Genomic DNA, 23744 nt, shown 5'->3' on the forward strand with positions numbered 1-23744 from the left:
CGGGAGGAAGCGTGCGATATCTGGTAACACTGTTGTTATCTCTGGCGGTGCTGGTCACCGCCGGATGCGGCTGGCATCTGCGTAGCACTACGCAGGTTCCGGCTTCAATGAAAACGATGATCCTCGATTCCGGCGATCCGAACGGTCCGCTAAGTCGTGCGGTACGTAATCAGTTACGGCTGAATAACGTAGACCTGCTTGATAAAGACACAACGCGCAAAGACGTTCCGTCTCTGCGGCTTGGAACGGTGACTATTTCGCAGGATACGGCGTCAGTGTTCCAGGACGGCCAGACGGCGGAATATCAGATGGTGATGACCGTCAATGCCTCGGTATTGATTCCGGGCCATGACATCTATCCTATCAGCACGAAAGTGTACCGTTCGTTCTTCGATAACCCGCAGATGGCGTTGGCGAAGGATAACGAGCAGGCCATGATCGTTCAGGAGATGTACGACAAAGCCGCTGAACAGCTGATTCGTAAGCTGACCAGCGTCCGCGCGGCGGATATTCAGGCGACTAAAGAGGAGGCTACCGCCGACAATGAGACGGCGGCGCCCGCCTCTACGCCAGCACGCGTCTCCACTACGCTGAGTAACTAATGATCAGGTTGTATCCTGAACAACTCCGCGCGCAGCTCAACGAAGGGCTGCGCGCGGCATATCTGCTATTGGGCAACGATCCGCTGCTGCTGCAGGAAAGTCAGGACGCTATTCGTCTGGCGGCTGCGTCGCAAGGCTTCGAAGAGCACCACGCTTTTACTCTCGATCCCAGTACCGACTGGGGATCGCTTTTCTCACTCTGCCAGGCGATGAGCCTGTTCGCCAGCCGTCAAACGCTGGTGCTGCAACTGCCGGAAAACGGGCCTAACGCGGCAATGAATGAGCAACTCGCCACCCTGAGCGAGCTGCTGCATGACGACCTGTTATTAATAGTACGCGGAAACAAGCTCACCAAAGCGCAGGAAAACGCCGCCTGGTATACCGCGCTGGCAGACCGTAGCGTTCAGGTCAGTTGTCAGACGCCGGAGCAGGCACAGCTTCCCCGCTGGGTGGCCGCCAGAGCGAAAGCACAGAATTTGCAACTGGATGACGCCGCGAACCAACTGCTGTGCTATTGCTATGAGGGCAATCTGTTGGCGCTGGCGCAGGCGCTGGAACGGCTGTCGCTGCTTTGGCCTGACGGTAAGTTAACGCTTCCTCGCGTAGAGCAGGCCGTCAATGACGCCGCCCACTTTACCCCTTTCCACTGGGTGGATGCGTTACTGATGGGGAAAAGCAAACGCGCGCTGCATATTCTGCAACAGCTACGCCTTGAAGGCAGCGAGCCGGTTATTCTGCTGCGCACCCTCCAGCGAGAGCTGCTGCTACTGGTAAATCTCAAACGTCAGTCCGCGCATACGCCGTTACGCGCGCTGTTTGATAAACACCGGGTCTGGCAAAACCGTCGCCCCATGATCGGCGACGCGTTGCAGCGTCTCCATCCTGCGCAGCTTCGCCAGGCCGTGCAGTTACTGACGCGTACAGAAATTACGCTCAAACAGGATTATGGTCAGTCGGTATGGGCAGATCTTGAAGGGCTGTCGCTCCTGCTCTGCCATAAGGCGCTGGCAGACGTATTTATTGATGGGTGATATGAAATCGTTACAGGCTTTATTCGGCGGCACCTTTGATCCGGTGCATTATGGACATCTTAAACCTGTTGAAACGCTGGCGAATCTGATCGGCTTATCGCGGGTGATTATTATGCCTAACAATGTGCCGCCGCATCGCCCCCAGCCGGAAGCTTCCAGCGCGCAGCGTAAATATATGCTGGAGCTGGCTATCGCCGATAAGCCGCTTTTTACGCTGGATGAACGCGAGCTACAGCGAAACGCGCCCTCTTACACTGCGCAAACTCTGAAAGCATGGCGCGAAGAACAGGGTCCCGAAGCGCCGCTGGCGTTTATTATCGGCCAGGACTCTCTGCTTAACTTCCCCACCTGGCATGATTACGACACCATCCTTGATAACACTCACCTGATCGTTTGTCGTCGTCCGGGCTATCCCCTTGAAATGACGCAGGCGCAACACCAGCAGTGGCTGGAACAGCATCTGACCCATACGCCAGACGATCTGCACCAGTTGCCAGCCGGTAAAATTTACCTGGCGGAAACGCCCTGGCTTAATATCTCCGCAACCCTCATCCGCGAACGGCTGGAAAAAGGCGAATCCTGCGACGATCTGTTGCCGGAAAACGTGCTGAACTACATCAATCAGCAGGGGTTATACCGGTAAGCACATTGCGCAGCGCCGCCAGCAGACGCTCGTTTTGCGCAGCGCTGCGTATCGCCACACGATAATAGCGGCTGTCCAGCCCCGGGTAGTTAGCGCAGCTACGAATTAAAATCCGCTGCGTCAGCAACCGTCGCTGCAGATCAATATCCTCTCGCTCACAGCGTAACAACAGATAGTTTGCCCGCCCGGGATAAACCGTCAGCAGGGGAAGCTGACAAAGCGCCTGATAAAACCGGGCGCCCTCCTCCCGTAACCAATGCCAGGTCGCCTGTTGCCAGGCACTATCCTGTAACGCTACCTCACCGGCCAGCGCCGCCAGCGCGTTAACCGACCACGGCATTTGTTGGCGACGCATCCGCGCTACCGCCGCGTCATTGCTGTTGACGAGATATCCCAACCGCAGGCCGGGAATGGCATAAAATTTGGTCAGCGAACGCAGCACCCAGATATGCGGATTATCTTTAAGAGCAGGAATAAAGCCCGTCTCATGCGGAATAAAATCGATAAACGCTTCATCCAGGATCAGGTTAATGTTCAGCGATTTGCAGCGTTCGGCAATGGCCTGTAATAACTGCCGCTCCGGCAGCAGGCCGGTAGGATTATTGGGCGTACACAGAAACAGGCAGTCCAGATCGGGCGTCAACGCCTCAAGAATGGCATCGGTAAGCTGCCAGCCATCCGCTTCGCGTAGAGACCAGCGACGAATTTCACAGCCAATTTGCGCCAGCGCCCGGCCATACTCCGCGAAACCTGGCGTGACAATCATTGCACGACGCGGTTTAAGACCGCTCGCCACGGTAAAGATTGACTCCGTCTCGCCATTTCCCGCCAGTATCCACGATGCCGGCACCTGATGGTGACGCGCCAGCGCCTGGTGCAAATGAAAATAATCGGCGTCCGGGTAGCGCTCAATGCAGTCCAGATTGTCGATAAGCGCGCGTTTCACGCTGACAGGCATACCCAGCGGATTAATGTTTGCGCTAAAATCCAGTAACTGGTCAGGCGAGATGCCCAACACCGTCGCGGCTTCCCGAATATTACCGCCATGCGCGCTGTTGAATAACGCCATTATGCCTCCGGCCAAAAAACGCTATTTTAGTGAAAAAAACGTTGCGCAATCAGGGGCATTATCATGTTTTGCGCATTTAACCTCATGAGGAATACCATGCGATTGTGGCTGGTGCGTCATGGCGAAACCGAGGCCAATGTCGCCGGGTTGTATAGCGGACATGCTCCCACGCCGTTAACGGAAAAAGGGATTGGCCAGGCGAAAACGCTACATACTTTATTGCGCCACGCGCCATTTGACCGGGTGTTATGCAGCGAGCTGGAGCGCGCGCGCCATACCGCCCGGCTCGTACTGGAGGGCCGGGATGTGCCGCAACACATCTTACCTGAGCTTAATGAGATGTACTTTGGCGACTGGGAAATGCGCCATCACCGCGACCTCACCCATGAAGATGCCGAAAGCTATGCCGCCTGGTGTACGGACTGGCAGAATGCGGTTCCGACCAATGGCGAGGGTTTTCAGGCTTTTACCCGGCGCGTAGAGCGCTTTATCTCGCGACTCGACGCGTTCAGCGATTGCCAGAACCTGCTGATCGTCAGCCATCAGGGCGTACTCAGCCTGTTGATTGCCCGTCTGCTCGCAATGCCCGCCGCCTCGCTATGGCATTTCCGGGTAGAACAGGGATGCTGGAGCGCAATCGACATATGCGAAGGGTTCGCCACCCTGAAAGTATTAAATAGTCGTGCCGTCTGGCGGCCTGAGTGATGAATTTTCCGTTTTTTCTCGCCGCAGCGGTTTCGCCCATTGACAGCCCCCGACAGGCTGTTATTCTCCGCAGCCAGGCTTTTTTCACCTTGCAGAGCTTTGCAGAAATTGTTTTACAAAAATGGCGATGCTTTCTGTGACGTGGGATGGGATGATAATCTGGTTTTAAACGCCGATCCGGCGACATAAGTCCCGGTATCGCCGCTGATTCAGGTATACTACACGGCGTCCCGCCGGAAGGTTAGCGTTAACTCGCAACGCCTTACCGGTCCAGCCTGTTGGCCTTTTTTCTATCGTTATAACGCAATTATTCACCCAGGGGGAAAACTTGCAGGGTAAAGCACTCCAGGATTTTGTTATCGACAAAATTGATGACCTGAAAGGTCAGGACATCATCGCCTTAGATGTTCAGGGTAAATCCAGTATCACCGACTGTATGATTATTTGTACCGGCACCTCCAGCCGTCACGTTATGTCTATTGCCGACCACGTGGTGCAGTCGTCGCGCGCGGCCGGTATGCTGCCGTTGGGCGTCGAAGGCGAGAATGCGGCTGACTGGATTGTCGTCGATCTGGGCGATGTGATTGTGCATGTCATGCAGGAAGAAAGTCGCCGCCTGTATGAACTGGAAAAACTCTGGAGTTAATGCGTGAAGCTGCAACTTGTCGCTGTCGGCACGAAGATGCCCGACTGGGTTCAAACGGGATTTACGGAATATCTGCGTCGTTTTCCGAAAGATATGCCCTTTGAGCTGATCGAAATCCCTGCGGGCAAACGCGGCAAGAACGCGGATATCAAACGCATTCTCGACAAAGAGGGCGAGCAGATGCTGGCCGCCGCCGGTAAGAATCGCATTGTTACCCTGGATATTCCAGGCAAGCCGTGGGATACGCCGCAGTTAGCCAATGAGCTGGAGCGCTGGAAACAGGACGGGCGCGACGTCAGTTTGCTGATTGGCGGCCCGGAAGGATTATCTCCCGCCTGCAAAGCGGCAGCGGAACAGAGTTGGTCGCTCTCGGCGTTAACGCTCCCTCACCCGCTGGTTCGGGTTCTGGTTGCGGAGAGTTTGTACCGGGCGTGGAGCATCACAACCAACCACCCTTATCACCGTGAGTGATCGTGAAGTCTTGAGAAGATTAAGCAGCGGATGAAACGACAAAATTCTTTTCGTGACTATACGGCTGAGTCCGCACTGTTTGTGCGTCGGGCGCTGGTCGCCTTTTTGGGTATTTTGCTGCTGACCGGCGTACTGATCGCCAATTTGTATAATCTGCAAATTCTCCGTTTTACCGATTACCAGACCCGCTCGAACGAAAACCGTATCAAGCTGGTGCCAATTGCGCCAAGCCGCGGGATAATCTACGACCGTAACGGCATTCCCCTTGCGCTGAACCGCACTATCTATCAGATTGAAATGATGCCGGAAAAGGTGGATAACGTTCAGCAAACGCTGGATGCGCTACGCAGTGTGGTCGATTTAAACGACGACGATATCGCCGCCTTTAAAAAAGAGCGCGCCCGATCCCATCGCTTTACTTCTATTCCGGTGAAAACAAACCTGACGGAAGTTCAGGTCGCGCGCTTTGCTGTCAACCAGTACCGTTTTCCGGGCGTCGAAGTCAAAGGCTATAAACGCCGCTATTATCCATACGGATCGGCGCTGACCCACGTTATCGGCTACGTATCGAAAATCAATGATAAAGACGTCGAGCGTCTCGACAGAGAAAACAAACTGGCGAACTACGCCGCCACCCATGACATCGGCAAGCTGGGCATTGAGCGCTACTATGAAGATATTCTGCATGGGCAAACCGGTTATGAAGAGGTTGAAGTCAACAACCGCGGTCGCGTTATTCGCCAACTCAAAGAGGTGCCGCCGCAGGCCGGACACGATATCTACCTGACGCTGGATCTCAAGCTCCAGCAGTATATTGAAACGCTGCTGGCAGGCAGTCGCGCGGCGGTGATTGTCACCGATCCGCGTACCGGCGGCGTGCTATCGCTGGTCTCCATGCCAAGTTACGACCCTAACCTTTTCGTGGATGGCATCTCCAGCAAAGATTACTCCGGGCTGCTTAACGACCCGAACACGCCATTAGTGAACCGCGCGACTCAGGGTGTCTACCCACCCGCTTCTACCGTTAAGCCTTACGTCGCCGTATCGGCGTTAAGCGCTGGCGTCATCACCCGTAACACCAGTCTTTTCGACCCTGGCTGGTGGCAGTTGCCGGGGTCTGAGAAACGTTATCGCGACTGGAAAAAATGGGGCCACGGGCATCTGAATATCACCAAATCCCTTGAAGAGTCGGCGGATACCTTCTTCTATCAGGTGGCCTATGACATGGGGATCGATCGCCTGTCAGAATGGATGGGTAAGTTCGGCTATGGTCACTATACCGGAATTGATCTCGCAGAAGAGCGCTCTGGTAATATGCCGACCCGCGAGTGGAAACAGAAACGCTTTAAAAAACCGTGGTATCAGGGCGATACGATTCCGGTGGGCATCGGCCAGGGCTACTGGACGGCAACGCCGATTCAGATGAGTAAGGCGCTGATGATCCTTATTAACGACGGTGTAGTTAAAGTCCCGCACCTGTTAATGAGCACCGCGGAAAACGGTAAACAGGTGCCGTGGGTACAGCCGCATGAGCCGCCGGTGGGCGATATTCACTCCGGCTACTGGGAAATTGCGAAAGATGGCATGTATGGCGTCGCCAACCGCCCTAACGGCACGGCGCATAAATATTTTGCCAGCGCGCCCTATAAAATCGCGGCGAAGTCGGGCACCGCGCAGGTCTTTGGCCTGAAGGCCAACGAAACGTACAATGCGCATAAAATCGCCGAGCGCCTGCGCGACCATAAATTGATGACCGCCTTTGCGCCGTATAACAATCCCCAGGTCGCCGTCGCGATCATCCTTGAAAACGGCGGCGCAGGCCCGGCAGTAGGCACGATCATGCGCCAAATCCTTGATCACATCATGCTGGGCGACAACAACACCCATTTGCCTGCGGAAAACCCGGTGGTTGCAGCGGCGGAGGACCAATAATCATGACGGATAATCCGAACAAAAAAACCTTCTGGGATAAAATTCATATCGATCCCACGATGTTACTTATTCTGCTGGCGTTACTGGTTTACAGCGCGTTGGTCATCTGGAGCGCCAGCGGCCAGGACATCGGCATGATGGAGCGTAAAATCGGTCAGATTGCGATGGGGCTGGTGGTCATGGTGGTGATGGCGCAGATCCCGCCGCGCGTGTATGAAGGCTGGGCGCCCTATCTCTATATCATTTGTATCATTTTGCTGGTCGCCGTTGATGCCTTCGGCGCAATATCCAAAGGCGCGCAGCGCTGGCTCGATCTGGGAATCGTTCGCTTTCAGCCTTCGGAAATAGCCAAAATCGCCGTGCCGCTGATGGTCGCCCGCTTTATTAACCGCGACGTCTGCCCGCCCTCGCTGAAAAATACCGCCATCGCCCTGGTATTAATCTTTATGCCTACCCTGCTGGTCGCCGCCCAGCCGGACCTGGGGACGTCTATTCTGGTCGCCCTTTCCGGTCTCTTTGTCCTATTTTTGTCTGGCCTGAGCTGGCGCTTAATTGGGGTCGCCATTGTATTGATCGCTGCATTTATTCCTATTTTGTGGTTTTTCCTGATGCACGATTACCAACGCCAGCGCGTCATGATGCTCCTTGATCCGGAGACCGATCCGCTGGGCGCGGGCTATCATATTATTCAGTCTAAAATCGCCATTGGCTCAGGCGGCCTGCGCGGTAAAGGCTGGCTCCACGGCACCCAGTCGCAGCTGGAGTTTTTACCCGAACGCCATACCGACTTTATTTTCGCGGTACTGGCGGAAGAGCTCGGTCTGGTGGGCATCCTGATTCTGCTCGCGCTCTATATTTTGCTAATAATGCGCGGTCTGTGGATTGCCGCCAGAGCGCAAACTACATTTGGTCGCGTGATGGCTGGCGGATTAATGTTAATATTATTCGTTTATGTCTTCGTAAATATTGGTATGGTGAGCGGTATTCTGCCTGTGGTTGGAGTACCTTTACCCCTGGTCAGCTACGGGGGCTCCGCACTGATTGTGCTGATGGCCGGGTTCGGGATTGTGATGTCGATCCACACCCACAGAAAAATGTTGTCGAAAAGCGTATAAGGGGTGCGCAATGCGTAAGCAGTTGCCTGTAATCTGCGTCGCGGCAGGGATAGTACTACTCGCGGCATGTACTAATGACGGCGGTCAGCAGCAAACCACCGTCGCGCCGCAACCTGCGGTATGTAATGGTCCGACTGTGGAAATCAGCGGAGCGGAACCGCGTTATGAACCTCTGAATCCGACCGCAAACCAGGATTATCAGCGTGACGGTAAAAGTTATAAAATCGTTCAGGACCCGTCCCGCTTTAGCCAGGCTGGCCTGGCCGCTATTTATGATGCGGAACCCGGCAGTAATTTAACCGCCTCCGGGGAAATGTTCGATCCGATGCAGCTTACCGCCGCCCATCCGACACTGCCTATCCCCAGCTATGCGCGAATCACCAATCTGGCCAACGGTCGCATGATCGTCGTACGTATTAACGATCGCGGCCCCTATGGCACCGATCGGGTCATCTCCCTGTCCCGCGCGGCGGCGGATCGTCTGAATACCTCGAATAATACTAAAGTACGGATTGACCCCATTATCGTAGCGCCGGATGGTTCGCTCTCCGGCCCGGGGATGGCCTGTACGACGGTGGCGAAACAGACCTACGCTCTGCCCCCTCGCCCTGATTTAAGCGGCGGAATGGGAAGCGCCTCTTCAGCGCCTGCGCAACCGCAAGGCGACGTTCTTCCGGTCAGCAATGCCACGTTGAAAAGTGACGATACCACCGGCGCGCCGGTGAGCAGCAGCGGCTTCCTCGGCGCGCCGACTACGCTGGCGCCTGGCGTGCTGGAGAGTAATGAACCGACGCCGGCGCCACAGACAGCGCCGGTTTCCGCGCCGGTGACGGCTCCAGCGACTGCGACGCCGGTAAGCGCGCCTGCCGCCGCAGCCCCGGTATCTGCCCCGGTGAGTGCGCCAGCCGCCGCGGCGAGCGGTCGTTTCGTCGTCCAGGTCGGCGCCGTCAGCGATCAAACGCGTGCGCAGCAATACCAACAGCGTTTAAGCCAGCAGTTCAGCGTACCAGGACGCGTAATACAAAACGGCGCGGTCTGGCGTATTCAACTGGGGCCTTTTGCCAGTAAAGCCGAAGCCAGCGCGTTACAGCAACGTTTGCAAACAGAAGCACAATTACAGTCCTTTATCGCCAGCGCGCAGTAACCGATCGCAGGTATCTGTACTGTCAATTTCTGTAAATGACATTAACAAAGTCACGCGGAAAGTCAGATGCCTGCCAGTTATGCTTTTGCTATAGTAGGGCTCTTTTTTTAATTTCATCACGGACGTCGTAGTTCAGACCATGAAGACCACTTTTTCCGCTCGTTTTATGCAGCGCATGGCGCTCACCACGGCGCTTTGTGCCGCGTTTATCTCAACCGCACATGCCGATGACCTGAATATCAAAACTATGATCCCGGGCGTTCCGCAGATCGATGCGGAATCCTACATCCTGATCGACTACAACTCCGGTAAAGTTCTGGCGGAACAAAACGCCGACGAACGTCGCGACCCGGCGAGTCTGACGAAGATGATGACCAGTTACGTCATCGGACAGGCAATGAAAGCGGGTAAATTTAAAGAAACCGACCTGGTTACCGTCGGTAATGATGCCTGGGCCACCGGCAATCCGGTATTTAAAGGCTCCTCGCTGATGTTCCTCAAGCCGGGAATGCAGGTACCGGTCTCTCAGTTGATACGCGGCATCAATCTGCAATCCGGCAATGACGCCTGTGTGGCGATGGCTGATTTCGCCGCCGGTAGCCAGGATGCTTTCGTCGGGCTGATGAACAGCTATGTGAACGCGTTGGGGCTGAAAAATACCCACTTCCAGACCGTACACGGCCTGGACGCCGACGGACAATACAGTTCAGCTCGCGATATGGCGCTGATTGGTCAGGCGTTAATTCGCGATGTGCCTAACGAATATGCCGTTTATAAAGAAAAAGAGTTCACCTTTAACGGCATTCGCCAGTTAAACCGTAACGGTCTGCTGTGGGATAACAGCCTGAATGTGGACGGCATCAAAACCGGCCATACCAGCAAAGCGGGCTATAATCTGGTCGCTTCCGCAACCGAAGGCCAGATGCGATTGATTTCCGCCGTGATGGGCGGACGGACCTATAAAGGCCGTGAAACAGAAAGCAAAAAACTGCTGACGTGGGGCTTCCGTTTCTTTGAAACCGTTAATCCGCTGAAGGCTGGTAAAGAGTTCGCCTCTGAACCCGCCTGGTTTGGTAATACCGATCGCGCCTCGCTGGGCGTCGATAAAGACGTTTACCTGACGATCCCTCGCGGTCGCATGAAAGATTTGAAAGCGAGCTATGTACTGAATACCGCAGAACTGCACGCGCCGCTGCAGAAAAACCAGGTGGTCGGCACCATCAACTTCCAGCTGGACGGTAAAACCATCGAGCAGCGTCCGCTGGTCGTACTGCAAGAGATCCCGGAAGGGAACTTCTTCGGTAAAATCATTGATTACATTAAATTAATGTTCCATCACTGGTTTGGATAAAAATTGAACGCTTGAAAGTGTAATTTTCGTCCCCATATACTATGCATCAGTAAAACTCCCGCCCTGTGGCGGGAGTTGTTATTTTTTTACGTAATGCCGGAGCTGACATGAAAACCAAACTTAACGAACTGCTTGAATTCCCTACGCCATTTACTTACAAAGTAATGGGGCAGGCGTTACCTGAGCTGGTTGATCAGGTGGTTGAAGTGGTACAGCGCCATGCGCCTGGTGATTACTCTCCGACGGTAAAACCGAGCAGCAAAGGCAACTACCACTCGGTCTCTATCACCATTAATGCCACCCATATTGAACAGGTTGAAACGCTGTACGAAGAACTGGGCAATATTGATATCGTGCGAATGGTATTGTAATACATCCAGACGGTTACCCGGTCTTATCCGGGTAACTCCCCGCCTCCCCCGCTGTGATATACTTTCCTCTCTTTTTTTCATTCTCTACGGAGATGCCGTTTTGTATCAGGATAAAATCCTTGTCCGCCAGCTCGGCCTTCAGCCCTATGAAGCTATCTCTCAGGCCATGCATAACTTTACCGATATGCGCGATGAAAACAGCCATGATGAAATCTGGTTGGTTGAGCATTACCCGGTGTTTACCCAGGGCCAGGCCGGTAAAGCGGAACATATATTGATGCCTGGCGATATTCCCGTTGTGCAGAGCGATCGTGGAGGACAGGTGACCTATCATGGTCCGGGCCAACAGGTAATGTACGTTTTACTTAACCTGAAACGACGTAAACTGGGCGTGCGTGATTTAGTCACCCTACTTGAACAGACCGTGGTGAATACGCTGGCTGAAATTGGTATTGAGGCGCATCCGCGCGCCGATGCGCCGGGCGTCTACGTGGGTGAAAAGAAAATCTGCTCGCTGGGTTTACGTATCCGTCGCGGCTGCTCATTCCACGGTTTAGCGCTAAACGTTAACATGGATCTTTCTCCTTTCCTGCGTATCAACCCGTGTGGTTATGCCGGCATGGAAATGGCCAAAATAACGCAGTGGAAGGAAGATGCTACCACGGATAATATTGCGCCCCGCTTGCTGGCGAATATTTTAGCTCTGCTAAATAATCCACCGTATGAATATATTGCTGCTTAATGCGTAAAATATAATGGCCCAAGAAATTTATGGGTCATTAATCATATATGATTTGAATGCTTTACTTCTCCCCCCGCTTTCTATATTTTCGTTATATCCCTGCTGTAGCCGCCAGGCGGCATGGCCTCTTCAGTCCTCATGATGAGGAATTTTCCGTGAACAAAATCCCGGCCTTGCTGTTACTTATCTTATTGAAATGACTAAAAATACATTCATAAGAGTAATTTTAAAACCAACCCATAAATGCAAAATATACTATTTCATCTATTATTCATAATACGAATGAATTCGGAGCCAGAGCGTGAGTGATAATAATCAGGCAGAAAGACAACCGGCCGATCAACACCTACAGGACAAACCGCAAATTTTCAGAACACTGAGAAATATTGACCTCAATCTGTTGACGATTTTCGAGGCCGTATATGTCCATAAAGGGATCGTCAATGCAGCGAAAATTCTTAACCTGACGCCGTCAGCCATTAGCCAGTCCATTCAAAAATTAAGGACTATATTTCCCGATCCGCTGTTTATTCGCAAAGGCCAGGGCGTAACGCCCACGACGTATGCTACGCATCTGCACGAATACATCAGCCAGGGGCTGGAATCTATTCTTGGCGCCCTGGATCTTACGGGCAGCTATGATAAGCAACGCACCATTACAATTGGCACGACGCCTTCGGTCGGCGCGCTAGTGATGCCGATTATTTACCAGGCCATCAGGCCGCGTTATCCTCAGCTTTTGCTGCGCAACATTCCGGTAGACGATGCCGAAAGCCAGCTTAGTCAGTTTCAGACCGATCTCATTATCAATACCCATAGCTATAACAACCGGAGCATCCAGCATCACGTCCTGTTTAGCGATACGCTTGAGATTGTCTGCCGCCAGCATCACCCGTGTCTGGCGAACGCCATTACTGAAGAGAGACTGAACAGCGCGGATCACACCTTTCTGATGCTGGAGGGACAACATCTTTCCCTCCTGCGCCAGCGACTGCAGGAGACATTTCCCGATCAGCAAATCAGTTTTAGCAGCTACAATATTTTTACCATTGCCTCGCTGATCGCCAGCAGCGATCTGCTGGGACTGATGCCCACCCGCTTCTACGACTTATTTAGCCGTTGCTGGCCGCTTGAACGCCTTCCCTACGCGCCGGTGAATAGTGAACAGGTCGAGTTCTCGCTGCATTACAATAAACTGAGTCTGCGCGATCCGGTGCTGGAGAACGTCATTGATATCATCCGTGAGGCGTTCTGACAAAAATGTTGCATTCAGGTCACGGAAGATATGGGCAAACAGCACAAAACAACAACTATTTTACATTTTGCCGGGCTGTCAGGCTGCTTTATGGCCCTTATCAATGATATACTGCGTGTCACAAATTCAAAAATAGTTGATAAATACAACTTTCCCTTGAATTGAAACGCTTTCCTTCGTTATTCGCAACTGGAACACGCACGCTATGAGTAAACCCATTGTGATGGAACGCGGTGTAAAATACCGCGATGCCGATAAGATGGCTCTTATCCCGGTTAAAAATGTGGTCACAGAGCGCGACGCTCTACTACGTAAACCGGAATGGATGAAAATAAAACTTCCGGCGGATTCTACCCGTATCCAGGGCATCAAAGCCGCAATGCGCAAAAATGGCCTGCATTCTGTCTGCGAGGAAGCGTCTTGCCCAAACCTGGCTGAATGTTTCAACCACGGTACCGCTACGTTTATGATCCTTGGCGCCATTTGCACTCGCCGCTGCCCGTTCTGTGATGTCGCCCATGGCCGCCCCGTTGCGCCGGATGCGGAAGAGCCGCAGAAACTGGCGCAAACGATCGCCGACATGGCGCTACGCTATGTGGTCATCACCTCTGTCGACCGTGACGATCTGCGTGACGGCGGCGCCCAGCATTTTGCTGACTGCATCACTGCCATCCGTGCCAAAAGCCCGGAGATAAAAATAGAGACGCTGGTGCCAGACTTCCGTGGACGTATGGATCGCGCGCTGGATATCCTTAACGCGACGCCGCCGGATGTGTTTAACCACAACCTGGAAAACGTGCCGCGTATTTACCGCCAGGTTCGTCCGGGTGCCGATTACAACTGGTCGCTGAAATTACTGGAACGCTTCAAAGAAGCGCACCCGGAAATTCCGACAAAATCGGGTCTGATGGTGGGCTTAGGCGAAACCAATGCGGAAATCATTGAGGTTATGCGCGACTTACGCCGTCACGGCGTTACCATGCTGACGCTTGGTCAGTATCTACAGCCAAGCCGCCATCACCTGCCGGTACAGCGTTATGTCAGCCCGGAAGAGTTTGACGAGATGAAAGCGGAAGCCCTGGCGATGGGCTTTACCCATGCCGCCTGTGGCCCCTTTGTACGTTCTTCGTACCATGCTGATCTCCAGGCCAAAGGCATGGAAGTGAAATGATCGTGTAATAGACGCTTACATTTCAGGCAAAAAAAACCGGCAACTTGCCGGTTTTTTTACTCTGCGGAGCAAGCGCATCGCGCAATTACTCTTTGTGCGAGAGTTTTTCAGCCTGAACGCTACCGTCGACGTCTTTCTTAACGCCCGCGTCTTCATCGTTCATTGCTTTCTTGAATCCTTTAATCGCCGTGCCCAGGTCTCCGCCCAGCGTACGTAACTTCTTGGTACCAAACAGCAGAACAACCAGTGCGGCAACCACCAGCAGTTTGGTAATACTAATCTCACCCATAGATACCTTCTTCACTAAAAACAGGCTGCGTAACGCGCCGGATTAACCTGAGAATATTAACGGTCTTTCGACGCGCGCACACAATAGCAATCTGTAACAAGGTGAATCAAGCTTTGCGTAAAAAAACATCATAATAATTGCGGTGGCGCAAATCGTCGTTGCTGCAAAAGAGGAAGTTGCTCCCGCACCTGGTCTATTCGTTCTCTGAATATTTCCGCGACGATCAGCGCCGGACGATCGGCTGCCGCGGCTATCGTTACCCCCAACGGATCGATAATACGACTTTGACCAATATTACGATTACCACACTCCCCGGCCGCAATCATATAGCAGGTGGTATCCAGCGCTCTCGCCGCCAGCAGCGTCGACCACTGCTGCTCTTTCAACGGGCCGCGAACCCAGCCCGTCGGCAGCGCCAATACGTCAGCCCCCTGTAAAGCCAGCGCTAACGCCATATCCGGAAAGCGCAGGTCATAACAGGTCATAAGCCCCACCTTAACCCCCTCCACGTCCAGCACAGGCGCGATAACGGTTCCGGCATCAATACTTTGGGATTCTTGCATCAAAAACGCATCATAGAGATGCAGCTTCGCGTAACGCGCGACAATGTGACCCGCCCGTAGCGCCACCAGCATATTAACCGCCCGTCCAGACGTTGACGGGACAAGGATAGTGAATATCGTCGTCATATTATTATGAGCGCTTTCTTCCAGAAGCCGCGTCATAAACGCGCCATCCAGCGGCTGCGCGGCGCGAATCGGCAGGTCAAGGTCGATGTCATCTCGCGCTAATATCCCCTCAGGCAACACCAGAAGCGATACGCCGCGGCCCGCCGCCTGAGCCATTAACGAAACGCAAACTTGCGCATTCTCTTCCCATACAGAACTCACCACAAACTGCCCGGCTGCAACGAACATATCCCCTCCCACACCTCTGTCAGGACTCGCCAATTATGCGTGTTCGGCGTTACACTCCTCTTGTATAGCAATTAAATAAAGGATTCGGCAGTGTTACAGCTTCTTTTAGCAGTTTTTATCGGCGGTGGAACGGGGAGCGTAGCCCGGTGGATGCTAAGTATGCGTTTTAATCCGCTTCATCAGGCGATTCCCATCGGTACGCTAACAGCAAATTTGCTTGGCGCGTTTATTATCGGCATGGGGTTCGCCTGGTTTAACCGCATGACACATATCGATCCGATGTGGAAAGTGCTCATCACTACCGGCTTTTGCGGCGGCCTGACGACCTTTTCTACTTTTTCTGCTGAAGTGGTATTCTTGCTGCAAGAGGGGCGCTTTGGCTGGGCGCTGCTGAATGTGCTGATTAACCTGTTGGGTTCGTTTGCCATGACGGCGCTGGCATTCTGGCTATTTTCCGCCGCAGCGGCGCGTTAAGCGCAAAAAAACCCGCCGAAAGGGCGGGTTTTGAAATCTTGCTGTCGGACGTATGCTTACAGAGCAGTTACGTTTGCAGCGGAAGGGCCTTTGGCACCGTTAGTGATTTCGAACTCTACGCGCTGACCTTCAGCCAGAGTTTTAAAACCATTGGTCTGGATTGCAGAGAAGTGTACGAACACGTCTTTGCTGCCATCTTCCGGAGTAATGAAACCGAATCCTTTGGATTCATTAAACCACTTAACGTTACCTTTAATCTTAGACATCAAAATTACCTTTACATGAAAAATAGACACAAATGCTGTGTCGGATACCAGTACAACAATTGTGATGCATTTTGTCCAGTCGAACTTTGCGAAAAAGTGATAAATATCGCGTTAATTTTTAGCTAACTCTATCTACTTATTGTTTTTTAAGGCTTTTTAATTCACAACTGAAGAATGCCCTTCCCCGTCAAAACTGGAAACGCATCCAGGCGAAATAGACGTTTCCGTTGTTATACGAACCCGGAATGTAGGTCATCTGAAAGGTAGCGGGACCATAGCCTATCGACGCTAAAGGCAACAACACAGGGATGGGAATATAATTCCAGTTGTCGCGCGCGGTAACGCCTGCGGTAAAGCCCAGTCCCAGACGAAAATTATCGTCTTCCAGCGGTCGCCAGGTTTTTTCCCAGCCATAACCGCCTATGGGTTCCCATTTGTTAAATGAATCTTTAAAGGCCATCATATAGAGGCCATGCCAGTTGCCTTTGTCGTCCCAGCGCGACTGACCAAAACCAACGCCCCACGGCCGCTCGTTATAGCGATCCGTTTTCTCTTTATCGTAGGCAAAGCGCGCATGCCAGGTAATGGCGGGGACATACAAATCATAATGCTCAGGCTGTCGCCACGTTTCTGCGACGTTATCGGTAAACGTGTTAAACCACCCTTTATCCGCCGCAGAGACTGAAGGAATAGCCAGCCATGGCATAACAAGGAGAGCAATAATAAGAAAATACTTTCTGATAATCATCACAACAGCCATACCGTTCAAAAATTCGACCGTGATAATAACAACATTAACCTGAATAAAATCTTAACAAACTATAAACAGAGAATAATCTGAGAAAGTATCGGGTTAACGGCGTTTGATTTAGCACTCAGAACCGTCGCGCGCTCCTTAATAAGCTTTCACAAAAAACACAAAACAAAGCACAACAAATAAAACAATAAAATAACAATAAATTAATACTTATAGCGCTACAGAAAATTCGTATAAGCATATTTCATCTTTAGCGATGACATGAAAAAATAACCGCGCCGTGATTTTAATCAGTAAGGCGCCATCCTTTATTCGGTACATTTTTATACCACTTTTGTGGCTCTTATTTTTACTCTGGGTGTCGATAAGACAGGGGAAACAATGCTAACAGTTATAGAGCTCCTTATCGGAGTCGTCGTTATTGTGGGTGTAGCACGCTACATCATTAAGGGATATTCCGCCACTGGCGTTTTATTTGTCGGCGGTCTGGTTCTGCTTATTATCAGCGCACTGATGGGGCATAAGGTATTACCTGCCAGCGAAACCAGTACCGGCTATACCGCAACAGATATTGTTGAATACATCAAAATTTTGCTTATGAGTCGCGGCGGCGATCTTGGCATGATGATCATGATGCTGTGCGGCTTTGCCGCCTATATGACGCATATCGGCGCAAATGATATGGTCGTGAAGCTGGCGTCGAAACCTTTACAGTACATAAACTCGCCCTACCTGTTGATGATTGCCGCCTATTTTGTCGCCTGCCTGATGTCGCTGGCCGTCTCTTCCGCGACGGGGCTTGGCGTACTGCTCATGGCTACTCTCTTCCCGGTGATGGTCAACGTCGGCATTAGCCGCGGCGCGGCGGCGGCTATTTGCGCCTCGCCGGCCGCTATTATCCTCTCGCCAACGTCTGGCGATGTGGTTTTAGCCGCAAAAGCGGCGGAGATGCCATTAATCGATTTCGCGTTCAAAACCACGCTGCCGATTTCCATCGCCGCCATTATCGGTATGGCGATTGCGCACTTTTTCTGGCAACGCTATCTGGATAAAAAAGAGAACATTTCACATGAGATGCTGGACGTGGCGGAGATTACAACCACGGCCCCGGCGTTTTATGCCCTTTTGCCGTTCACGCCCATTATCGGCGTACTGATTTTTGACGGTAAATGGGGGCCGCAGTTGCATATTATTACCATTCTGGTGATCTGTATGCTGCTGGCCGCCGTGCTGGAATTCGTGCGCGGCTTCAACACGCAAAATGTGTTTTCCGGCCTGGAAGTGGCTTATCGCGGCATGGCGGATGCGTTTGCCGGCGTCGTGATGCTGCTGGTCGCGGCGGGCGTTTTCGCCCAGGGGCTGAGCACCATTGGCTTTATCCAAAGTCTGATCTCGATTGCCACTTCTTTTGGTTCCGCCAGCATTATTCTGATGCTGGTATTAGTGATTTTAACCATGCTGGCCGCGATGACCACCGGTTCAGGCAATGCGCCTTTTTACGCCTTTGTTGAGATGATCCCTAAACTGGCGCACTCCTCCGGCATCAACCCAGCCTATTTATCTATCCCAATGCTGCAAGCCTCAAACCTGGGGCGCACGATTTCGCCAGTCTCCGGCGTCGTGGTCGCTGTCGCCGGGATGGCTAAAATATCACCGTTTGAAGTGGTGAAACGCACGTCCGTTCCGGTCATCGTCGGTCTGTTGATCGTCATTATCGCCACGGAAATTATGGTGCCAGGCGCCTCTTCCGCCGTTACTGGCGGCTGATAGCCGGTAAGCCGGGGCGAGGGAAAACATCGCCCCGGCATCTTAAACCAGGCTTAGCCGCCGTGGTAAATACGCTGCGGCCTGCCCACTTTGCCATGAATAATCTCTGCGACAATCAGGTGCCGACTCGCGCAATATTCCAGGTAGCGTCGGGATGTGGTGCGGCTTATCGTTAAGGCCTGCGCGACCGTTTCAGCCGTATGGCGTACGGTTGGATCGGCAAACAGCTTCATCACCGCATTAAGGGTTAAGGCATCAATACCTGTCGGCAAATCCCCTTTCGGTTCGCCGCGCGCATAGGCGTTGAACATTTCATCTATCTGCTTCTGGCTTGCGCTATCCGCGCTCGCCAGCATACGTCTGCGCTGTTGATAGCGGGTCAGCGTCTGCCCCAAACGCTCATAAGCAATAGGTTTGACCAGATAATCAAACGCGCCGCTACGTACCGCTTCCGCTACCGTCTCCATGTCACTGGCGGCGGTCGTAAACACAACGCCGCCGGGATAGCGCGACTGCATTAATTCATGCAGTAGCGTAATCCCCTTCCCATCCGGCAGATAATTATCCAACAGAATTAATCCAGGTTTGAACCGGTCAATCATCATTCTCGCCTGCGCCAGATTGCCCGCCAGCCATATCTGCTTAAAGCCAGGAATATGGCGGATATATTCTGCGTGCATTTCCGCCAGCAGCGTTTCATCCTCAACGATCAATAGGGTTAATGGTTCTGTCATCGTTTTTTTTCACTTTCGGAAGGAATAAAGAAAATAAGGTGCCACAAGGATCATTGTCTTCCAGCGTAATGACCCCGCCACAGCGCCCCACATAACTTGCAATCAGATATAACCCGATACCATGCTCACCGGGTTCGTCGGTTCGGGTACTTACGCCCTGTTCAAAAATTTTTTCCCGCAGCGCTTCAGGAACGCCGCAGCCCTGGTCGGCGACCTCTATTACCACCTCGTCGCCCTCGTCGCTCAGGAAAAGTTCGATGGTATTGTCGCCTTCCTGTGTACGCAAACTCGCCTCAAACGCGTTATCCAGCAGATTCCCGACGATGGCGGCGAACTCCGTGCTATCCAGCCCCTCCGGCAGTTGATGTAGCTGGCTGCCGGGAACAATCACCATCTTGAGCCCCAGTTCACGCGCGCGCTGAACTTTGCCAAACAGCAAACCGGCCACCTGACGATCGGCGAAAGCGCCGCGTAAACTATCAATAAGTTGCTGCTGCGCCTGCGACTCACCCTGCACCATCTCTCTGACCCGATCATACTCTTTCATTTGCAGCAGGCCGTTCAGAGTCGACATCCAGTTCAGGTGCTCATGGCGTAGCGTGCGCAGGCTCTCAACATACTGTTTAATCTGGGTTAGCTGCGCGTTCAACGTCGCGATTTCATCTTTGCTGCGAAAACTAATAATAGCGCCCAGCAGCTCCTCGCCGGAACGGATAGCCTCACGATTGGCGATGACGCTCAGGCCATTGAAGTTGGCCATCACGTCCTGGCGTCTTTCTGCGATCTGGCAGGTAAAAAAGTCTGCCGGATTGACGACTTCCGCGATCAGCTTGCCCAGCCACTGACGCCCCGGCGACGGCAGCCCCAACATTTTTCTCGCATTGCGGTTAATCGCGGTGATATGTCCCTCCGGATCAACGGCGATCAGCCCTTCATAAACCGAGCTAAACAACGCCTCCTGCTGGCGTACCACGCGCGCAATCTGTTTCGGCTCCATGCCCAGCATTTGTCGGCGGATATGCGCGGCGAAAAACCAGGAAAGCAGCATTAATACCACCAGCAACAGGACAAAAACCCCCGCCATCGGTAATAAGAAGTCCAGCCGCCAGGAGTCGATTTTACTGACCAGATAGCCAATTGAAACAACGCCGATCACGTTGCCTTTGTTGTCAAAGATAGGCGTTTTGGCGCGCATCGCCATCCCTATTGAGCCCTTACCGGTAATGAAATAACTTTCTCCTCTTTCCAGCGCGCCGGGTTTCGTAAACTGCATGGGATAGCCGATTTTTTCCGGATTCGGATGGTAAAGCCGGATCGAGTGGCGATCGCCTATCACCACATAGTCAAAATCCGTCCCGCGCTGCAGTTTATTCGCAATTATCGCCAGGCGTTTATAGTCCCGGTTTTTTACGGCAGCGATAATGCTGTCGTTAGAAGCAATAATTTTTGCCTGATTCATCGCCATATCACGAACATGGGACGCCAGATAATCTTCGAAACTGGCAGACAAATATTGTGCTAACGCTGCCACGATGAAAACAGAAACCACCAGAATGAGCAGAAAAATACGTAACGGAAACGCGAGTTGCCGAAAAAAAGGAAACAGCTTTTTATTTTTCTGATAGGACATTAAGGTTCCTTATGGGCATTTTTCTTCAGATTTATCGCAAATGTAATAAAAATGTTTTCAGCATCTTGATGCATATAAAAACCAATCGTTACAGATTCCCCACATTAAATCAATTAAACAACTAAAACCCACCGCCGGAATGGTGATTAAATTAATTAAAAAACTTAAAACCATAAAACACTTAAAAACCATCTAACGCTTTGTGAAATAAATCAAAATTTACCACCAAAATACTCCTTACGATGTATACGTCAGTGAGAAAAAATAAATAACTCGTCATAAAAATACTCCCACTCTGACTGAAAAGAAAAAGTTATCAAGTTGCAACACAGCGCAACATATACAGAAAAGTGGCAACAAGCATATCACCAGGATATTTCTTACTATGTTTGGCAATAATGTATTCACCCGGGTAAAACGCTCTGAAAATAAAAAAATGGCGGAGATCGCTCACTTTCTCAAAGAGAATGATTTAAGCGTCGATACCACTGTAGAAGTGTTTATTACCGTCAGCCGTGATGACCGTCTTATTGCCTGCGGCGGTATTGCCGGAAATATCATTAAATGCGTGGCCATTAGCGAATCAGTACGCGGTGAAGGCTTAGCGTTAACGCTGGCGACGGAATTGATTAATCTCGCCTGGGAACGGCACTGCACCCATCTTTTTATTTATACCAAAACGGAATACGAAGCGCTGTTTAAACAGTGCAGCTTTTCAACGATAGCCAGCGTCCCTGGCGTGATGGTCTTAATGGAAAATAGCGCGACCCGGTTGAAACGGTATGCGGAATCGCTGGCGACATTGCGTCATGAGGGAAAGAAAATTGGCTGTATTGTGATGAACGCCAATCCTTTCACGAACGGCCATCGCTATCTGATCCAACAGGCGGCGGCACAGTGCGACTGGCTGCATCTGTTCCTGGTCAAAGAAGATACATCACGCTTTCCCTATGAAGACCGACTCGATCTGGTCCTTAAAGGGACCACCGATATCCCGCGCTTAACCGTTCACCGCGGCTCCGAATACATTATTTCTCGTGCGACGTTCCCCTGCTATTTCATTAAAGAGCAGAGCGTTATTAATCACTGTTATACCGAAATCGACCTGAAGATTTTTCGCCAGTATCTGGCGCCCGCGCTTGGCATCACACACCGCTTTGTCGGTACGGAGCCGTTTTGCACCGTTACCGCCCAGTACAACCTTGATATGCGTTTCTGGCTGGAGACGCCAACGCTTCCCGCCCCACCCATTACGCTGGTGGAAATAGAGCGGCTTTGCTTCCAGGAGACGCCGATATCCGCCTCCTGGGTACGCAAGCTGCTGGTTAAACACGATCTCACGGCTATCGCGCCGCTGGTTCCCGACGCCACCCTGCGCTATTTGCAGGGCATGGTCGAACGCCATCCGGGCAGCGCGGCAGCCCGTCAAAAGTCCCCCGTATTAGCAACAGGTGAAAAATGAAAATAAACCAGCTAGCCGTCGCAGGCACGCTTGAGTCCGGCGATGTGATGATACGCATTGCGCCGCTCGATACGCAGGATATTGACCTGCAAATCAACAGTAGCGTTGAAAAACAGTTTGGCGAGGCCATTCGCGCCACCATCCTGGAGGTACTTTCTCGCTACGACGTGCGCGGCGTACAACTGAACGTCGATGATAAAGGCGCTCTGGACTGCATTTTGCGCGCCCGACTGGAAACGCTACTGGCGCGCGCCAGCGGTATTGCCGCTCTGCCCTGGGAGGATCGCCAATGATTTCCGCCTCTCTGCAACAACGTAAAACCCGCACCCGCCGCAGTATGTTATTCGTACCGGGCGCCAACGCGGCGATGGTGAGCAATTCGTTTATCTACCCGGCCGACGCGCTGATGTTCGACCTGGAAGACTCCGTTGCATTACGCGAAAAAGACGCGGCGCGCCGTCTGGTATATCACGCGCTGCAACATCCGCTTTACCGTGACGTCGAAACCATTGTCCGCGTGAATGCGCTGGACTCCGAATGGGGCGTCAACGATCTGGAAGCGGTCGTGCGCGGCGGCGCGGACGTGGTGCGTTTACCGAAAACCGACACCGCGCAGGACGTCATTGATATCGAAAACGAAATTCTGCGCATTGAAAACGCCTGCGGTCGCGAACCGGGCAGTACCGGCCTGTTAGCCGCCGTGGAATCGCCGCTGGGTATTACCCGCGCGGTAGAAATCGCCCACGCCTCTGAACGGTTGATCGGGATTGCGCTGGGCGCGGAAGACTATGTTCGCAACCTGCGCACCGAACGCTCTCCGGAAGGCACCGAACTGCTGTTCGCCCGCTGCGCCATTTTGCAGGCCGCGCGTTCCGCCGGCATTCAGGCCTTCGATACCGTCTATTCCGACGCCAACAACGAAGCCGGTTTCCTGCAAGAAGCCGCCCACATTAAACAGTTGGGCTTTGACGGTAAGTCACTGATCAACCCCCGCCAGATCGAACTGCTGCACAACCTTTATGCGCCGACGCGTAAAGAAGTCGCCCATGCGCGTCTGGTCGTTGAGGCCGCAGAAGCCGCCGCCCGCGAAGGTCTCGGCGTCGTTTCCCTTAACGGCAAGATGGTCGACAGCCCGGTGATTGAACGCGCCCGTCTGGTGCTCTCCCGTGCAGAACTTTCCGGTATTCGCGAAGAATAAGG

At 52.6% G+C, this 23744-nt stretch carries 26 protein-coding genes; 19 read left to right on the plus strand and 7 right to left on the minus strand.

Annotated features, from left to right (window positions below; genetic code table 11):
- Nucleotides 1–11 precede the first annotated feature (11 nt).
- Genes lptE through nadD form a run of 3 tightly spaced genes read left to right on the plus strand, consistent with a single transcriptional unit; the run spans nucleotide 12 to nucleotide 2276 of the window.
- The gene (gene lptE / locus NA330_RS10780; RefSeq protein WP_023203086.1) at nucleotides 12–602 is read left to right on the plus strand and encodes an LPS assembly lipoprotein LptE; all 591 of its coding nucleotides are present in this window, start codon (nucleotides 12–14) and stop codon (nucleotides 600–602) included.
- A complete protein-coding gene (gene holA, locus NA330_RS10785; RefSeq protein ID WP_000620491.1) occupies nucleotides 602–1633 on the plus strand; it encodes a DNA polymerase III subunit delta in 1032 nt (343 codons plus the stop codon). Before lptE ends, holA begins: the two co-directional genes overlap by 1 nt.
- 1 nt (nucleotide 1634) lies before the next feature.
- Nucleotides 1635–2276 carry a nicotinate-nucleotide adenylyltransferase gene (gene nadD, locus NA330_RS10790; RefSeq protein ID WP_001518902.1) on the plus strand — a complete coding sequence of 214 codons (642 nt, stop codon included), beginning with the start codon at nucleotides 1635–1637 and terminating at the stop codon, nucleotides 2274–2276.
- Here the strand turns inward: nadD and cobD are convergent.
- Nucleotides 2251–3345, minus strand: a complete 1095-nt coding sequence (cobD, locus tag NA330_RS10795) for a threonine-phosphate decarboxylase CobD (RefSeq protein WP_023203085.1) — start codon at nucleotides 3343–3345, stop codon at nucleotides 2251–2253. The genes nadD and cobD overlap by 26 nt on opposite strands.
- Before the next feature lie 96 nt (nucleotides 3346–3441).
- Between cobD and NA330_RS10800 the strand changes: the two genes are divergently transcribed.
- The 11 genes from NA330_RS10800 (at nucleotide 3442) to lipA (ending at nucleotide 14248) form a co-directional block, all read left to right on the plus strand.
- The gene (locus tag NA330_RS10800; RefSeq protein WP_001241922.1) at nucleotides 3442–4050 is read left to right on the plus strand and encodes an adenosylcobalamin/alpha-ribazole phosphatase; all 609 of its coding nucleotides are present in this window, start codon (nucleotides 3442–3444) and stop codon (nucleotides 4048–4050) included.
- 328 nt (nucleotides 4051–4378) lie between these two features.
- Nucleotides 4379–4696 carry a ribosome silencing factor gene (rsfS, locus tag NA330_RS10805; RefSeq protein ID WP_001161670.1) on the plus strand — a complete coding sequence of 106 codons (318 nt, stop codon included), beginning with the start codon at nucleotides 4379–4381 and terminating at the stop codon, nucleotides 4694–4696.
- Between the two features lie 3 nt (nucleotides 4697–4699).
- Nucleotides 4700–5167 (plus strand): 23S rRNA (pseudouridine(1915)-N(3))-methyltransferase RlmH, encoded by a 468-nt coding sequence (gene rlmH / locus NA330_RS10810; protein ID WP_000776107.1) that lies wholly within the window; start codon nucleotides 4700–4702, stop codon nucleotides 5165–5167.
- Between the two features lie 30 nt (nucleotides 5168–5197).
- Nucleotides 5198–7099 (plus strand): peptidoglycan DD-transpeptidase MrdA, encoded by a 1902-nt coding sequence (gene mrdA, locus NA330_RS10815; RefSeq protein ID WP_000828700.1) that lies wholly within the window; start codon nucleotides 5198–5200, stop codon nucleotides 7097–7099.
- A gap of 2 nt (nucleotides 7100–7101) precedes the next feature.
- Nucleotides 7102–8214 carry a peptidoglycan glycosyltransferase MrdB gene (mrdB, locus tag NA330_RS10820; protein ID WP_000131713.1) on the plus strand — a complete coding sequence of 371 codons (1113 nt, stop codon included), beginning with the start codon at nucleotides 7102–7104 and terminating at the stop codon, nucleotides 8212–8214.
- A gap of 10 nt (nucleotides 8215–8224) precedes the next feature.
- Nucleotides 8225–9358 carry an endolytic peptidoglycan transglycosylase RlpA gene (gene rlpA / locus NA330_RS10825; protein ID WP_023201922.1) on the plus strand — a complete coding sequence of 378 codons (1134 nt, stop codon included), beginning with the start codon at nucleotides 8225–8227 and terminating at the stop codon, nucleotides 9356–9358.
- A gap of 139 nt (nucleotides 9359–9497) precedes the next feature.
- The gene (dacA, locus tag NA330_RS10830) at nucleotides 9498–10709 is read left to right on the plus strand and encodes a D-alanyl-D-alanine carboxypeptidase DacA (RefSeq protein WP_000858711.1); all 1212 of its coding nucleotides are present in this window, start codon (nucleotides 9498–9500) and stop codon (nucleotides 10707–10709) included.
- Between the two features lie 107 nt (nucleotides 10710–10816).
- Nucleotides 10817–11080, plus strand: coding sequence for a DUF493 family protein YbeD (gene ybeD, locus NA330_RS10835; RefSeq protein WP_000850547.1), 264 nt, complete (start codon nucleotides 10817–10819; stop codon nucleotides 11078–11080).
- Between the two features lie 100 nt (nucleotides 11081–11180).
- Nucleotides 11181–11822, plus strand: coding sequence for a lipoyl(octanoyl) transferase LipB (gene lipB / locus NA330_RS10840; RefSeq protein ID WP_000284009.1), 642 nt, complete (start codon nucleotides 11181–11183; stop codon nucleotides 11820–11822).
- Between the two features lie 301 nt (nucleotides 11823–12123).
- Entirely contained in the window at nucleotides 12124–13077 is a 954-nt protein-coding gene (locus NA330_RS10845) for a YbeF family transcriptional regulator (protein WP_001282817.1), read from the plus strand.
- 205 nt (nucleotides 13078–13282) lie between these two features.
- Nucleotides 13283–14248: a lipoyl synthase gene (gene lipA, locus NA330_RS10850; RefSeq protein ID WP_000042640.1), complete on the plus strand. Its 966-nt coding sequence runs from the start codon at nucleotides 13283–13285 to the stop codon at nucleotides 14246–14248.
- Nucleotides 14249–14333: 85 nt separating this feature from the next.
- Here lipA and tatE read toward each other — a convergent pair whose 3' ends face one another.
- On the minus strand, nucleotides 14334–14537 hold the full coding sequence (gene tatE / locus NA330_RS10855; protein ID WP_000503938.1) for a twin-arginine translocase subunit TatE: 204 nt from the start codon (nucleotides 14535–14537) through the stop codon (nucleotides 14334–14336).
- A 128-nt stretch (nucleotides 14538–14665) separates the two neighbouring features.
- The gene (locus NA330_RS10860) at nucleotides 14666–15454 is read right to left on the minus strand and encodes a deaminated glutathione amidase (RefSeq protein ID WP_023242559.1); all 789 of its coding nucleotides are present in this window, start codon (nucleotides 15452–15454) and stop codon (nucleotides 14666–14668) included.
- A 90-nt stretch (nucleotides 15455–15544) separates the two neighbouring features.
- Here NA330_RS10860 and crcB point away from each other — a divergent pair, with 90 nt between their 5' ends.
- A complete protein-coding gene (gene crcB, locus NA330_RS10865; protein WP_000939753.1) occupies nucleotides 15545–15928 on the plus strand; it encodes a fluoride efflux transporter CrcB in 384 nt (127 codons plus the stop codon).
- Nucleotides 15929–15984: 56 nt separating this feature from the next.
- Here crcB and cspE read toward each other — a convergent pair whose 3' ends face one another.
- Entirely contained in the window at nucleotides 15985–16194 is a 210-nt protein-coding gene (gene cspE, locus NA330_RS10870; RefSeq protein ID WP_000034826.1) for a transcription antiterminator/RNA stability regulator CspE, read from the minus strand.
- A 187-nt stretch (nucleotides 16195–16381) separates the two neighbouring features.
- The gene (gene pagP / locus NA330_RS10875) at nucleotides 16382–16954 is read right to left on the minus strand and encodes a lipid IV(A) palmitoyltransferase PagP (RefSeq protein ID WP_001623090.1); all 573 of its coding nucleotides are present in this window, start codon (nucleotides 16952–16954) and stop codon (nucleotides 16382–16384) included.
- A gap of 378 nt (nucleotides 16955–17332) precedes the next feature.
- On the opposite strand from pagP, the gene dcuC reads away from it, so the two are divergent.
- Nucleotides 17333–18718, plus strand: coding sequence for an anaerobic C4-dicarboxylate transporter DcuC (gene dcuC, locus NA330_RS10880; protein ID WP_000958619.1), 1386 nt, complete (start codon nucleotides 17333–17335; stop codon nucleotides 18716–18718).
- A 53-nt stretch (nucleotides 18719–18771) separates the two neighbouring features.
- Here dcuC and dpiA read toward each other — a convergent pair whose 3' ends face one another.
- Nucleotides 18772–19452 carry a two-component response regulator DpiA gene (gene dpiA, locus NA330_RS10885; RefSeq protein WP_000138779.1) on the minus strand — a complete coding sequence of 227 codons (681 nt, stop codon included), beginning with the start codon at nucleotides 19450–19452 and terminating at the stop codon, nucleotides 18772–18774.
- On the minus strand, nucleotides 19421–21082 hold the full coding sequence (gene dpiB / locus NA330_RS10890; RefSeq protein WP_023206859.1) for a sensor histidine kinase DpiB: 1662 nt from the start codon (nucleotides 21080–21082) through the stop codon (nucleotides 19421–19423). Before dpiB ends, dpiA begins: the two co-directional genes overlap by 32 nt.
- Nucleotides 21083–21467: 385 nt before the next feature.
- Between dpiB and citC the strand changes: the two genes are divergently transcribed.
- From citC to citE, 3 genes are read left to right on the plus strand one after another with little or no spacing between them, the layout of a single operon-like run.
- Nucleotides 21468–22544 carry a [citrate (pro-3S)-lyase] ligase gene (gene citC, locus NA330_RS10895; RefSeq protein WP_000467874.1) on the plus strand — a complete coding sequence of 359 codons (1077 nt, stop codon included), beginning with the start codon at nucleotides 21468–21470 and terminating at the stop codon, nucleotides 22542–22544.
- Nucleotides 22541–22837, plus strand: a complete 297-nt coding sequence (gene citD, locus NA330_RS10900; RefSeq protein ID WP_000700679.1) for a citrate lyase acyl carrier protein — start codon at nucleotides 22541–22543, stop codon at nucleotides 22835–22837. The genes citC and citD overlap by 4 nt, the downstream gene beginning before the upstream one ends.
- Nucleotides 22834–23742: a citrate (pro-3S)-lyase subunit beta gene (gene citE / locus NA330_RS10905; RefSeq protein ID WP_000622342.1), complete on the plus strand. Its 909-nt coding sequence runs from the start codon at nucleotides 22834–22836 to the stop codon at nucleotides 23740–23742. Before citD ends, citE begins: the two co-directional genes overlap by 4 nt.
- Nucleotides 23743–23744 lie beyond the last annotated feature (2 nt).

Source organism: Salmonella sp. NW722 (genome assembly GCF_051702785.1).
GTDB classification, from domain to species: Bacteria; Pseudomonadota; Gammaproteobacteria; order Enterobacterales; family Enterobacteriaceae; genus Salmonella; species Salmonella enterica.